General features: G+C 63.7%; 15 protein-coding genes. 2 read left to right on the top strand and 13 right to left on the bottom strand.

The annotated features are described in order from the left end of the window. Positions 1-37: 37 nt before the first annotated feature. The 3 genes from rplT to infC all read right to left on the bottom strand — a co-directional run bounded on the left by rplT (position 38) and on the right by infC (position 1,875). A complete protein-coding gene (rplT, locus tag ABFX19_RS15920; protein ID WP_056548429.1) occupies positions 38-421 on the bottom strand; it encodes a 50S ribosomal protein L20 in 384 nt (127 codons plus the stop codon). 92 nt (positions 422-513) lie between these two features. Then, positions 514-708: a 50S ribosomal protein L35 gene (gene rpmI, locus ABFX19_RS15915; RefSeq protein WP_026545492.1), complete on the bottom strand. Its 195-nt coding sequence runs from the start codon at positions 706-708 to the stop codon at positions 514-516. A 111-nt stretch (positions 709-819) separates the two neighbouring features. Further along, on the bottom strand, positions 820-1,875 hold the full coding sequence (gene infC, locus ABFX19_RS15910; protein WP_428831060.1) for a translation initiation factor IF-3: 1,056 nt from the start codon (positions 1,873-1,875) through the stop codon (positions 820-822). Between the two features lie 326 nt (positions 1,876-2,201). On the opposite strand from infC, the gene ABFX19_RS15905 reads away from it, so the two are divergent. After that, on the top strand, positions 2,202-2,612 hold the full coding sequence (locus ABFX19_RS15905) for a DUF1844 domain-containing protein (RefSeq protein WP_346028894.1): 411 nt from the start codon (positions 2,202-2,204) through the stop codon (positions 2,610-2,612). A gap of 29 nt (positions 2,613-2,641) precedes the next feature. On the opposite strand, the gene ABFX19_RS15900 is transcribed toward ABFX19_RS15905, so the two are convergent. The 8 genes from ABFX19_RS15900 to ABFX19_RS15865 form a co-directional block, all read right to left on the bottom strand. Beyond that, positions 2,642-3,949: an MFS transporter gene (locus ABFX19_RS15900; RefSeq protein WP_277358746.1), complete on the bottom strand. Its 1,308-nt coding sequence runs from the start codon at positions 3,947-3,949 to the stop codon at positions 2,642-2,644. 39 nt (positions 3,950-3,988) lie between these two features. Next, a complete protein-coding gene (locus ABFX19_RS15895; RefSeq protein WP_277358747.1) occupies positions 3,989-4,855 on the bottom strand; it encodes an SseB family protein in 867 nt (288 codons plus the stop codon). A gap of 2 nt (positions 4,856-4,857) precedes the next feature. After that, positions 4,858-5,610, bottom strand: coding sequence for a bifunctional 1-(5-phosphoribosyl)-5-((5-phosphoribosylamino)methylideneamino)imidazole-4-carboxamide isomerase/phosphoribosylanthranilate isomerase PriA (priA, locus tag ABFX19_RS15890; protein ID WP_346028893.1), 753 nt, complete (start codon positions 5,608-5,610; stop codon positions 4,858-4,860). Between the two features lie 44 nt (positions 5,611-5,654). Continuing rightward, the gene (locus tag ABFX19_RS15885; RefSeq protein ID WP_299165299.1) at positions 5,655-5,810 is read right to left on the bottom strand and encodes a hypothetical protein; all 156 of its coding nucleotides are present in this window, start codon (positions 5,808-5,810) and stop codon (positions 5,655-5,657) included. Positions 5,811-5,813: 3 nt separating this feature from the next. Continuing rightward, positions 5,814-6,452, bottom strand: a complete 639-nt coding sequence (hisH, locus tag ABFX19_RS15880) for an imidazole glycerol phosphate synthase subunit HisH (RefSeq protein WP_056548435.1) — start codon at positions 6,450-6,452, stop codon at positions 5,814-5,816. Next, a complete protein-coding gene (gene hisB, locus ABFX19_RS15875; protein WP_056548436.1) occupies positions 6,449-7,066 on the bottom strand; it encodes an imidazoleglycerol-phosphate dehydratase HisB in 618 nt (205 codons plus the stop codon). The genes hisH and hisB overlap by 4 nt, the downstream gene beginning before the upstream one ends. A 67-nt stretch (positions 7,067-7,133) precedes the next feature. Beyond that, entirely contained in the window at positions 7,134-8,243 is a 1,110-nt protein-coding gene (locus ABFX19_RS15870) for a histidinol-phosphate transaminase (RefSeq protein ID WP_277358748.1), read from the bottom strand. Between the two features lie 120 nt (positions 8,244-8,363). Then, complete coding sequence (locus tag ABFX19_RS15865) at positions 8,364-8,753, bottom strand: LysM peptidoglycan-binding domain-containing protein (protein WP_277358749.1); 390 nt, start codon at positions 8,751-8,753, stop codon at positions 8,364-8,366. Between the two features lie 290 nt (positions 8,754-9,043). Between ABFX19_RS15865 and lexA the strand changes: the two genes are divergently transcribed. Next, entirely contained in the window at positions 9,044-9,775 is a 732-nt protein-coding gene (gene lexA, locus ABFX19_RS15860; RefSeq protein ID WP_056549196.1) for a transcriptional repressor LexA, read from the top strand. Positions 9,776-9,795: 20 nt separating this feature from the next. Here lexA and ABFX19_RS15855 read toward each other — a convergent pair whose 3' ends face one another. Further along, entirely contained in the window at positions 9,796-11,817 is a 2,022-nt protein-coding gene (locus ABFX19_RS15855; RefSeq protein WP_346028892.1) for an ATP-dependent DNA helicase, read from the bottom strand. Continuing rightward, entirely contained in the window at positions 11,810-13,375 is a 1,566-nt protein-coding gene (gene hflX / locus ABFX19_RS15850; RefSeq protein ID WP_346028891.1) for a GTPase HflX, read from the bottom strand. Before hflX ends, ABFX19_RS15855 begins: the two co-directional genes overlap by 8 nt. Positions 13,376-13,454: the final 79 nt, after the last annotated feature.

The raw sequence follows: 13,454 nt of genomic DNA, 5'->3' as shown, positions 1-13,454 counted from the left end.
ATTTCAACCGGCTCACGGAACCGGCTGGGTGCGCTGCCTAGGCGTGGACCGGCGCAGAGGTGTCGGACGGCAGTGCGTCCTTGGCGATCTGCACAAGTGCCGCGAACGCGTTGGCGTCAGTTACGGCGAGGTCTGCGAGCATCCGGCGGTCAACCTCAATGCCGGCAGCCTTCAAGCCCTGGATGAGGCGGTTGTACGTGAGGCCATTGGCACGGGACGCAGCGTTGATGCGCTGGATCCAGAGCCGACGGAAGTCGCCCTTGCGCTTGCGGCGATCGCCGTAGCTGTAGACGAACGAGTGGAGCAGCTGCTCCTTTGCCTTGCGGTACAGGCGCGAACGCTGCCCCCGGTAGCCTTTGGCGCGCTCAAGAATAACCCGACGCTTCTTGTGGGCATTGACTGCCCGCTTCACACGTGCCACGTGCGTACTCCTTAGATAGATCGTCCGAACAGAGGTTCCGTGGGCGGCAGTACAGCCGCCTGCGAAGGTGTCCGGAAGTGATAGGGGGTGTGTTAGACGCCGAGCATCTTCTTGATGACCTTGGTGTCAGCCTTGGACACGATCTGGTCGCTGGCCAGACGGCGCGTCAACGTGGAGGGCTTGTGCTCCAGGTAGTGACGACGGTTGGCCTGCTGGCGCTTGAGCTTTCCGCTGCCGGTCAGCTTGAAGCGCTTTTTGGCGCCACTGTGGGTCTTCATCTTCGGCATGGAAACCGATCTCCTTTGGTCTCCGCCGGCACTTTGCCGGCGGCTCTTGCGATCTCCGCAGCGGACTGCGGTGCTTACGTATTGCCTTGCTGCCTGGTGGGCAGCCGACTCCTAGTTGGAGCCGGACGGCTTCGATCGGCTTGGCGTTCCCTTGGCCGGGGCAGCCTTGCCGGTTGGTTTTGGTGCAGCCGACGCAGGCCTGGGCTTCGGCGTTGCTGCAGGTTTGGGCGCGGCAGCGGGCTTCGGCGCTGCGGCAGCAGCGGCAGGCTTCGGCGCTGCAGCCGGAGCGGCAACCTGCTTCGGTGCGGCTTCCTTCGGCGCGGCCTGCTTGGGCGCAGCTTCCTTCGGTGCAGCTTCCTTCGGTGCAGCCTGCTTCGGCGCAGCTTTCTTCGGCGCTTCCTCTACCTGCGTGGCCTCAGCAGCCTTCGGCGCATCAGTAGCGGGCGCATCCACAGCAGACGCTGCGGTCTCAGGTACTGCCGTCACAGGTGCTGAACTCTCAGCTACAGGAGCATCAGCTACAGGAGTCTCAGAAGCCGAAGCTGATCCTGCCGTACGCAGTTCCTCGGGCAGCAAGTCTCCGATGCTCTGCGTCATCGGTGCGGAGCCAGAGGTGTCAACCTTGTCCCTCGACGAATCATTGGCAGCCTTTGACTCGGCGCGCTGGGCAGCACGGCGTGCTTCAGCCTTGGCTTCGGCTTTGTTCTTCACCGGACCGATAACCATCACCATGTTGCGACCGTCAATGCGGGGGGTGGACTCAACCACGCCGACCTCGGACACATCCTCAGCAAACTTCTGCAGGAGGCGGATGCCCATCTCGGGACGCTGCTGCTCGCGACCGCGGAACTGGATCATGGCCTTGACCTTGTCTCCGGCACCGAGGAAGCGGATAGCGTGGCCCCGCTTGGTCTCGTAATCGTGGGTATCGATCTTCAGGCGGAACCGGATTTCCTTCAGCACGGTGTTCGTCTGGTTCTTGCGCGCTTCACGCGCCTTCACCGCGGCTTCGTACTTGTACTTACCGAAGTCCATGAGCTTGGCAACGGGAGGCTTTGCCTGAGGTGCCACCTCAACAAGATCAAGGTCGGACTCAGCGGCGAGGCGGAGGGCGTCTTCGATGCGGACGATTCCAACCTGTTCGCCGGCAGGGCCTACCAACCGCACCTCTGGGACGCGGATACGATCATTGATTCTTGGCTCGCTAATGTGCTGCTCCTGATATCCGTTGAATAACTGAACCGCCTGCAAAAGGAGAAGGCCTCCAACTGCATGCGCAATCGAAGGCCTCGGCATCAGTGCATCAACGGCGCTCCCTACCAAAGGGAGAGCCAGCGCACCGACCTGAACCCGGCTGCCTGTGGCTGCCTCTGGGGCAACGGCGGCAATCGCGGGTGGGAGAGGACTCCGCTTGCATACTGGTGATCTTTTTCATGCCGTTCCCGGCCACAAAAAATAACGACCCCCAGTTGGTCTGTGACAAGCTTACCAGCATGAGCACAGCAGACAATAATCCCGACGCCGCACGCCACACCTTCCAGACGCCGGAGGAAACGCGCGCCGCGTCCGGCAATGCGAACAATCCCGTTCGGGACATTGCGGAAGTCGCCGCCGTCGAGGTGATTACGACGTCGGCAGTGCACCTGATGAGCGCAGCTGCCGTCAAGTGCGGACTGGCTGAGGGCACTGACGCCGAAACGCACAAGGACCTCGACGAGGCCCGCAAGCTGATTACTGCACTCGCCGGCTTCATCACCGCCGCAGCTCCGGAGATCGGCAGCCAGCATGCCGGCCCGTTGCGCGATGGCCTGAGGTCCCTGCAGCTTGCGTTCAGGGAAGCATCACTCATCCCTGACGCTCCAGGCCAGGGACCGGGCGAGAAGTTCACCGGTCCGGTCAACTGACTGTCCTTCGCGAAACGGGATCTGAGAGATCAGGCGAAGCGCCGCCGTCGTAGTACCTGTTGTGCTCCCAGACACGCCAGGCTCAGGGCGGCGGCCGCTGCGCCCACTGCGACGAACCCGCCCCACGGGCCCACCGAGTCGATCATCACGCCTGCCAGCGGCGCGCCCAGTGCCACTCCGGAGGTGAGGGCTGAGCCATACCAGCCCATGGCTTCCCCCCTGCGTTCCTCGGTGACCAGATGAGCAATCCGCTCCGAGGCCGCGGAGAGAACCGGAGCACACAGCAGCCCTGGCGCAATTGAGAGCAACGCAAGAACCACCGTGCTTTCCGCAAAGCCCATCGGGATGGTGAGAACCGCCATCAGCAGCAGGAGCACCAGCGGCGAGAGCGGTCGGTGCATGGCACCGTAGACGAGGCCGCCCACAACGGACGCCGAGCACCAGGCGAGGAAGACCCAGCCCAGCTCGAAGGCCCGCTGATCGGCTTCCAGTACCGCGATGATGCCGACATCCGTGCCGGCAAGGACAAGGCCGGCACCGGCGGCCACGATCATGACCACGGCCACCGGCAGCGTGAGCCATGCGAAACTGTGCGCCATCCGCGCCCGCGCCCGTCCAGCACGGGCCGGCCGCGCTCCGGGAACGAGTTCTGCTGACGCTTCACTGACGTGGGCTGGAGCTGATGCCACCAACACTTCCACGGCCGCTGCATCATCCTGCCCTCCGGACAGCGTGGCACCGACGGCTCCCGGCTGGGTACTGCGTGTCGGCGGGTTGAACCACATGAGGAACAGCCCCGCCACGGCGGTGGAAAAGCCCACAACAGTCAGTCCCAGCACCGTGGACACCTGCGTTGCGAGCACAGCCCCCAACGCCGGCCCGCCCATGAAGATCACCTCGGTGGCCACCGCGTCGAGGGTGAAAGCCGTCCGGCGGGAGTTTCCGCTCACGAGCACACCCAAAGACTGCCGGACAACGGAGAACACGGGAAGGGTAAAGATGCCGCCAACGAGCGCGGCCAGCAGCAGCCACTCGTATGACAGGTGGGGCGCCACCGACCAGATCACGGCCTCGGCAATCACCGACGGAATCAGCGCGGCCCGCAGGCCTGCTGTATCGACACGCCGGCCGCGCCAGGGCGCACCGACGGCGATACCGATGGTCATCACTGCAGCTACGGCGCCCGCCTCGGCATAACCGCGTTCGAGGGTCTGCACCACGTGGAGGGTAAGCAGCACCCCTGCGGCAGAGTGGGGAAAGCGTGCGATCATTCCCACGATCAGCAGTCGGCGGACCGGGACAATCCTGAGCAGCTCCCGGTAAACGGCAAAGTTCAACGTTCTTCATCTTTCACGCGGGCCCAACCGCGTGGAAGATCAACGCGTGAGCCGGATTTCGAGCGAGTCCACCCGCTCGACAAACTCCTGCAGGTTTTGGAGGCGGTCCTGGAACGCCGCCGCTGTGGAGCGGACGTCCTCCTGTGAGAGACCTTCCTCAAGTACGAGGGTCAGGCGCAACTCGGGACCGGCACCGCCGCCTCCAACCACTTTACCGCCAGCGGTGCGGCTTGAAATTCCTCCCCCGGGCGCGATTTCGACCCTGCGAATGCTCCCGCCCGGAACGACCGCCTTCCCCACGAGGCGGGCCAGGTCCGGATCAGAGTACGACGGCGACCATTGGCCCTGTTGCGCCAGCGCCCAGAGAGCGGGGCGGCGCACGACGAATGTCACTTCTGCGCCCGGATCGACCACCATGAGTTCAGCTTTCTCGGATACCGCGGCCAGGGCTGCCCGGGAGGCGAAGACCGCAACGGGCCTGGCCTCCGGATGCCAGCTCTGGAGGTGCGCCGTGGCTGTGAAGACCGGCAGGGCGCTCCGCCCGTCCGGCGCCTTGATGGTTACCAGCGCCATGTCGGCTTCCTTGTCACCTTCATGGTGCCGGTCCCCGGGAGCTGCAGTGACATCATCAGCAGCTTCCGGGCCGCCAAGCTGCGCGATCACCGGTACGAAGACACGGATTTCCGTCAGCGCCCGCAGCACTGCGGCCTCATCAGCGGCGCCGTGCACCAGAGCCTGCAGGGCAGCGGCGTAAACCGCCGGCACCGCGCCGTCGTCCTTGTCGAAGGCGTGCAGCGGGTTCCCGCCGCCGGAAAGATCCCTTCCTTCCCAGGCGCGGCCTGCCGAGTCAGCGATGTTACCGCTCAGCGCCGCTTCGATGTGGGCAGGAAGCCTTCGCTCTGCCATGGCTAGCGCTCCGGGAGCCCCGCGACGTCGAGCGCCTGCGGTAGTGTGAAGGCGCCCGCATAGAGGGCCTTTCCTACAATGGCGCCTTCAAGCCCATCGGGGACCAACTGCCGGAGCGCGGCAAGGTCATCCAAACTGGAGATGCCGCCGGATGCCACCACGGGCCGCTCGGTTTTCTCGAGCACCTCCCGGAGGAGCTTGAGGTTGGGACCCCGAAGCGTTCCGTCTTTGGTCACGTCAGTCACGACATAGCGAGCACAGCCGGCCTCATCCAGGCGGGCGAGTACCTCCCAGAGGTCACCGCCTTCCTCCGTCCAGCCGCGGGCAGCCAGGGTGGTGCCACGAACGTCGAGACCGACGGCCACGGCGTCGCCGTAGCGGGCAATTGCGCTGGCTGTCCACACGGGATTTTCCAGGGCCGCGGTGCCGAGGTTTACCCGCTCCGCTCCGAGCTCGAGCGCCTGGTCCAGGGACGCGTCATCCCGGATCCCGCCGGAGAGCTCCACTTTGATGCTCAGTTCCTTGACGACGCGGGCAAGCAAATCGCGATTTGATCCCCGGCCGAAGGCCGCGTCCAGGTCAACGAGATGGACCCATTCGGCGCCGTCGTTCTGCCATTGCAGTGCGGCATCGAGTGGATCGCCATAACTTGTTTCGCTGCCGGCCGCTCCCTGTACCAGCCGGACGGCCTGGCCGTCGGCCACGTCAACCGCAGGGAGCAGTTCGAGGATGGGCGATTCGGTGAAGGGACTCATTCGCTTCCTTTGTTCTTAAGATTCGCGCCGGCGCAGTTGGACGGCTAAGGGGTCAGGGTGAGCAGGTACGCGGCGAGCAGCGCCAGGACGGCGAGAACGCCGAAGCTGATGGTGAGCGCGCGGGGCATCTGCTGGCGATGGAATGAAACGACGCCGCCGATCAGCAGCCCCGCCAGTCCCATGAGAATCAGGCTCCACATGGATCAGCGAAGGCTGCCGGTCCAGTTACGCAGCAACTGCGCACCGGCGTCGCCGGATTTTTCGGGGTGGAACTGCGTGGCGGAGAGTGGACCATTCTCCACCGCGGCAATGAACGGGCTGCCGTGCGTGGACCAGGTGACGAGCGGCGGCCGCATAGCCGGCTGGGTGACGTCGAAGTTCCATTCCTGCACACCGTAGGAGTGAACGAAGTAGAAGCGCTCTTCAGCAATGCCCTCGAAAAGCACCGACCCGGCGGGGGCGTCGACGGTGTTCCAGCCCATGTGCGGCACAACTTCCGCCTTGAGCCGTTCGACCGTACCTGGCCACTCCCCCATGCCCTGGGTCCGTACGCCGTGTTCCACGCCCTCCTCGAACAGGATCTGCAACCCGACGCAGATTCCGAGGACGGGGCGACCGCCGGCAACACGACGGCCGATCATGCGCAGCGCGTCAACCTCTTTCAAGCCCTGCATGACGGCGGCAAACGCTCCCACACCGGGCACGACGAGCCCGTCGGCGTTGAGGACATCATCAGCCGCTGAACTCAGCGTGACTTCAGCGCCGACGTGTTCCAGTGCCCGCACCGCCGAACGAATGTTCCCGGAACCATAGTCGAGAACCGTCACTTTCGGCGCACTCATAGCGCTCCCTTGGTGGAAGGGATTCCGCTCACCCGTGGGTCCGGTTCAACCGCGGCGCGCAGGGCGCGGGCGAAAGCCTTGAACTGGGCCTCGACGATGTGGTGCGGATCCCGGCCGCCAAGGACCGTCATATGCAGGCAAATCTGGGCGTGCAGGGTGATCGCCTCGAAGACATGGCGCGTCAGGGACCCCGTGAAATGTCCGCCGATGAGGTGGTACTCCTGGCCTGTGGGTTCACCCGAGTGAACCAGATAGGGGCGCCCGGAAATGTCGACGACGGCATTGGCGAGAGCTTCGTCCAGGGGCACAGTTGCCTCACCAAACCTCCGGATACCTGCCTTGTTGCCGAGAGCCTCGCGCAGAACCTCACCGAATGTGATTGCTACATCCTCCACAGTGTGGTGGACATCGATGTGGGTGTCGCCGGTGGCCCTCACGGTGAGATCGATCAATGAGTGCTTCGCCAGGGCCGTCAGCATGTGGTCGTAGAACGGCACGGACGTGCTGATCTCCGAGCGCCCGGTGCCGTCTAGATCGACCTCGACGAACACCGACGACTCACTCGTGGTCCGCTCACGTCGGGCAGCGCGATTGGCAGTAGCTTCCGCGGTCATGGATGGTCCTTACGGTTGTTTCGGCAGCGAGACGGGCGGCGGGCCCGCATGTGCGTCCCGGTCCAGTTTAGGAGACACGCGGCCGGATCAAAGATTCGAGGGCTTTCAGGAAGGTTGTGGTCTCTTCCTGCGTTCCGGCGGTCACCCGAAGGTGGCCCGGAATCCCGACGTCCCGGATAAGCACCCCGGCATCAAGCAGGTCCTGCCAGACGGCGCCCGGATCATCGAGCCCTCCGAACAGCACAAAATTGGAGTCCGAAGGTGCAACGGGCAGACCCATCCCCGTCAGCCCGGACACAATGCGGTCTCTTTGCCGCTTGATCTCATCCACGTTGGCGAGCAGCTTCGCCGAATGGGTCAGCGCCGCGACAGCCGTGGCCTGCGTAATCGCCGACAGGTGGTACGGGAGACGCACGAGCCGAAGCGCATCCGCAATTTCCGGCGCTGCGGCCAAGTACCCGAGACGGGCTCCGGCCAGCGCAAAGGCTTTACTCATGGTGCGCGAGACGATAAGCCGTTCCCTGCCGGGCAGGAGCTCCAGCGCACTCGGAGTGCCGGAGTGGGAAAACTCTGCATACGCCTCGTCCACAATGACGATTGCCTGCGCCGCTTCGCCTGCATCGTAGACCTCGGAAACCACCTCCAGGGGAAGCGCTGTGCCGGTCGGGTTGTTCGGGCTGCACAGGAAGACAATGTTTGCGCCCGTGGCGGCTACCTCGCTGGCGGTGGTACGAGCGTCCAGGTCGAAGGATTCATCCCTCGAACCTGTCAGGTATCCAGTACCGGTGGAGCCTGCGAGCAGCGGATACATCGAGTAGGTGGGAGGAAATCCCAACGCAGTCCGGCCCGGTCCGCCGAACGCGAGGAGGACGTGCTGCAAAACCTCATTGGATCCATTCGCCGCCCAGATGTTGTCCGCGGTGAGTCCGTGCCCTAGGTACGTGGCGAGATGTTCGCGAAGCACGGTGAACTCCCGGTCAGGGTAGCGATTCAGCCCCGCCACGGCGCCCTCGACTGCTTCAACAATTGCACTGCGAACATCCTCCGGAACGCCATGGGTGTTCTCATTGACGTTCAGCAGAATGGGCACATCGATCTGGGGCGCACCGTATGGTCGAAGGCCGCGCAGATTCTCGCGGATCGGCAGTCTGTTAAGGCGTTCTAGCGGATCGGTCACCATGAGAGTTTAAGGCCGCCCCATCCGCCACGAAGAATTCCGCTGAAGCCGGGCGAACTGTTACGAGCCAACCTGTGAAGAATCAGCGCGCCTACCGCTGTGCGGAAGCAGATCCGCTCCTTATGGATTTCCAACCGGAATATGAAGCGACTGCCCGGCCTGCACGGTCGACGAGCCTAGAACATTCAGTTCGACGATTTCCTCAACGACGGCTCGCGGATCACGTTCCGGCGCGTACTCGGCAGCAAGAGCCCAGAGTGTCTCCCCCGATGCAACACTGACCCGGACAGTGTCCGTGAGGTCACCGCCGGCTGTCGCTGCCTGCGCCTGGGAGGTGAAGAACGAAGCAACCACCAGCAGTACGGCAACAAGCAATGCGACCGGAATTGCCACCAGAACCACCCAGCCGCGACGGGTGAGATGAAGGCGCGGCGCCGCAGCCGGCCCGTTATTCTCACGGTCCTCTGGGTGAAGTACGGAAGCTGATCCTGCGATATGGAGCGTAGACATGGCGTCCACCTTTCTCGTTGTGTGGATCTCCCACAGCTTTGTTCGAAGCTGTGTTCTATTCCTCTGCACTTATTATTAGCACTTGTAAACTAATATTGTCGAGACTCACTCGAACAAATGTTTGAAAACGCGTCCCGCTTCCCCTAGCGTTCCTGGTAAGGGTGACGGTCCGGCTGCTTCACAAACCAGCTCATCACCCGCCACTGACAAAAATGGTTGGCGAGCCGGCAGTCCGGGCCCGGCCGGAGGAAGGGATGCATCTCGTGGCAGATCTCAGTGCGGCAAAGGACATGGCAGAGGTGCCTTCGCCCGATGCGAAGCGCGGACGCGGAAGGCCGCGCGGCAGGGCCATGCCAAAGGGAATGACAGCACGTCAGACAAAAATTCTTGAGACAATTCAGCGCAGCGTAGCTGCGCACGGCTACCCGCCCTCAATGCGCGAGATCGGTGACACCGTAGGTCTTGCGAGTCTGTCCAGCGTCACGCACCAGCTTTCACAGCTGGAACGCATGGGTTACATCCGCCGCGATCCCAAGCGCCCGCGAGCGATGGAAATCCTGCTTCCTCTCACGCTCGGTGACAGCACACCGCGTGCGCTGCCCTCCTCCGCCGAAAGAGAGGAACCTGCGCGGGCATCGTCGGCCGTCGACGCGGCAATGGTCCCGCTGGTCGGACGGATTGCAGCCGGAGGTCCTATTCTGGCGGATCAGGTTGTTGAGGATGTCATGCCACTGCCCCGGCAGCTCGTCGGGCACGGCGATCTGTTCATGCTGCGTGTTTCAGGTGACTCCATGATTGATGCAGCGATCTGCGACGGAGACTGGGTAGTGGTCCGCCAGCAGAGCACAGCCGAGAACGGCGATGTGGTGGCAGCACTCCTCGATGATGAGGCCACAGTGAAGACCTTCCGGCAGCGTGACGGTCACACCTGGCTTCTGCCGCAGAACACCAATTACGAGCCGATACTCGGTGACCACGCCACCATCATGGGCAAAGTTGTCTCGGTGATGCGTGCGCTCTGACCGAGGCGCGCGGCATGGTGCTAGGCGCGCTGCGTCTCAGCGAGCCGGGAGAGGACCCCGAGCGCCGTTGCGCGGTCCGTCGTCGACCAAAACGGCGGTAGCGCAGCCCTGAGGAAGCCGCCGTAGCCCGCGGTTGCCAGCCGGGAGTCCAGTACTGCCACCATGCCTCGATCATCGTGGGAGCGGATGAGACGGCCGGCTCCCTGCGCAAGACGAACGGCGGCATGGGTAGCGGAAACATTCATGAATCCGTTGCCTCCGGCCTTTGCGACAGCTCGGGTCCGCGCAGTCATGAGCGGATCATCAGGTCGGGGAAACGGTATGCGGTCGATGGTGACAAGCCGGCAGGCAGTTCCAGGCACATCGACGCCCTGCCACAGCGACATAGTGCCGAACAGGCAGGTGTCGGGCTCCTCTGAAAACTGCTTCACCAGCGCGGACATGGAAGATTCACCCTGACAGAGAATCTCAACGTCGAGCCGGTCCCTCAACGCGTCAGCAGCGTCCTCCGCCGCACGCCGCGAAGAGAACAGTCCCAGCGCTCCTCCGCGGGAGGCTTTGATGAGCGCCTCCAGCTCATCCAGTTGTTCCCCGGAAGTCCCGCGGCCCGGTTTGGGCAGGTCCTTGGCAACGTACAGGACACCCTGTCGGGGGTAGTCGAATGGGCTGCCAACGTCCACGCCGGTCCATGACGGCGCTCCCTCGCCCGTCAAACCGAGGGACCCGGCAACCGGTCCGAACTCCGAGCCGATTGCGAGCGTAGCTGACGTGAGCACAACCGTGTGGTCCTCGAACAATCCCCGCCTCAGACGCCCGGCAACCGACAGCGGCGCAATGCTGATCGTGGCAGGCGAGGAGTCATCAGCTGCGGAGTAACCGGAGCCCGGTGTAAAGGTACTTGGCCGACTCGACCAGAGCACTTCGCCCGCGCCACCTGCGGCGACCATCCGTTCGGACAATTCGAGCAATACCAACAGCCGTGAGCGTGCCATCTGGCGGCCACCGTCTGCCGACTGGGAGGACCCGTCGGAACTCGATTCGGACAGCGCGAGTCGGCATGACTCCCGCAATTGCACGAGCGCGAGTTCCTGCAACTCGTCGAGTCCCCCAGCCATCAGACCCGTGGGCTGAGCGTCGAACGCGTTCTCGAAGGCATCCTGTGCGGCCGCCAATGTGTCCGTGTTGGAACCGAGATGGCGCCTCGCCGCTGAGGCCGCAGCGCCGATCAGTGCTCCTGACAGTTGCCCAGACACCGCAGACGTGACGCGGTCGTGTAGCTCGTGCGCCTCGTCAATGACCACTACGTCGTGCTCCGGAAGGACCGCCAGCCCCTCGAAAGCGTTGATCGCCAGCAGCGCATGGTTGGTGATGACAATGTCCGCTTTTCCTGCCCTCTCCCGTGCGCGCTCGCTGAAGCATTCCTCAGCAACGGGACACTTCTGCGCACCAAGGCACTCCATGCTGGACACCGATACCTGGCGCCAGGCCCGGTCGCTGACACCGGGAAGGAGTTCGTCCCGGTCCCCGGTCTCCGTTTCTTCCGCCCATTCCCGCAACCGCACGATTTCGCGTCCGAGCGGGGTGGAAGGTCCTGCCGCAGGATGCGGCGCCGCGGTGTCACCGTCGAGTGAGAAGAGGGCTCCCGAATCATCCTCGTCGGGGAAACCTCCTGCCGTCTTATGCCGGCAGACATAGTTCCCCCGGCCTTTCAGAAGCGCTACGTCGACCGGCCGAGGAAGCGAACCACGCAGGGTCTCGAGAAGTCTCGGCAGATCGCGGTTGACGATCTGGGACTGAAGGGCAAGGGTGGCCGTCGAGACGATCGAGGTTGTGTCACCCTTCACGGCATGCGCGATGAGCGGAAGCAGATAGGCCAGTGACTTCCCTGTTCCGGTTCCGGCCTGCACCAACAGGTGTGTGCCGTTGCCGATTGCTTCCTCGACCTGGCGTACCATTTCATGCTGCCCGCTACGCTGCTGCCCGCCCATCGCCGCTACGACGTCATCAAGCAGTCGAAGGGGACTGATGCTTCCCTCAGCCATGCGTGACGAACGGCTCCAGTTCTGCCGCCAGACCTTCCCTGACCATCACATCTACCCGAGTGCCGTCCTCCACATGCTCCAGGCCGAGGATCTCTGCGTCCGGCTGATGCAGTCGGCTCACGATGTCTCCGCGCTGGTAGGGCACGAGCAGAGTCAGTTTCACGCTTGGACGCGGGATGGACTGGCTGATCAGTTCCAGCAGCTCCTCGATCCCCTGACCTGTGCGGGCGGAAACAATTGCATGGCGGGGTTCGCGCTGCCTGAGGCGTTCAAGCACAAACGGATCTGCCGCGTCGGCCTTGTTCAGGACGACGATCTCAGGCACTTTGCGTGCGTCGACTTCCGTCAGGACGTCGCGGACCGCTGTGATCTGCCCCTCCGGATCCGGATGGGATGCGTCCACAACGTGGAGGATCAGGTCCGCATCAGCAACTTCCTCGAGCGTCGAACGGAACGCCTCGACGAGCTGGGTGGGGAGCGACCGGACAAAACCGACGGTGTCAGCAAGAGTGAACTCGAGTCCGTCAGGCGTCTGTGCCCGGCGGATGGTGGGGTCCAGGGTCGCGAACAGCGCGTTCTCCACCAGCACGCCCGCATCGGTCAACCGATTGAGGAGAGACGACTTTCCGGCGTTCGTGTACCCGGCAATTGCCACTGATGGAACCTCATGACGACGACGGTTGGCGCGCTTGGTCTCGCGTGCGGGCTTCATGCCCGCGATTTCGCGCCGCAGCTTGGCCATCCGCGTGCGGATCTTCCGCCTGTCGAGTTCGATCTTGGTTTCACCCGGCCCGCGTGAACCCATACCGGCACCGGCGCCGCCAACCTGGCCGCCAGCCTGACGGGACATCGAATCGCCCCAGCCGCGCAGCCGCGGAAGGAGGTACTCAAGCTGCGCAAGCTCGACCTGCGCTTTGCCTTCACGGGACTTTGCATGCTGGGCAAAGATGTCCAGGATGAGCGCCGTGCGGTCGATGACCTTCACCTTGACGATGTCCTCAAGCCCCCGGCGCTGGGAGGGGGCCAGTTCGCTGTCAACGACAACGGTGTCCGCACCAGTGGCCATCACAATGTTCTTGAGCTCTTCCGCTTTGCCGGCCCCGAGGAACGTTCCGGGATCCGGCTTCAGGCGCCGCTGGATGATGCCGTCAAGCACTTCCGATCCCGCCGTCTCAGCCAGGGCAGCGAGTTCACGCAGTGAATTTTCAGCGTCATCAACCGTCCCTTCGCCCCAGATGCCGGCCAGCACCACCCGCTCAAGGCGAAGTTGGCGATACTCGACTTCGGTGACGTCTTCGAGTTCGGTGGAGAGCCCGGCCACACGCCTCAGTGCGCGCCGCTCCTCACGATCCTGCTGTTCACCGTCGTAACCCGTGTGCTCTTCGTCGAGATCAGACAGCGCCTGCGCGCGGCCACCGGGCCCGCTACCGAAACGCCGTTGGGAACCGCTCGAAGACGAGGCGGGGTCCTTGGCAAGTATCCGATCAATGACGGCCTGGATTTCATCCGGGCCCATTTCCGGCTCGGGCGTTGCGGACGCTCCGTTATGTGTGGTCATACTCTCCCTTGGTGATCGTCTTTCCATGGTAGTCCGTTGCCCCCGCGGCATGGGCAAAAATTCTCTCAGCGCGGAGGGA

The sequence above is a fragment of the Arthrobacter parietis genome (assembly GCF_039530425.1).
Classification (GTDB): Bacteria; Actinomycetota; Actinomycetes; order Actinomycetales; family Micrococcaceae; genus Arthrobacter_D; species Arthrobacter_D parietis.
This window is presented reverse-complemented; position numbering and strand designations above follow the sequence as displayed.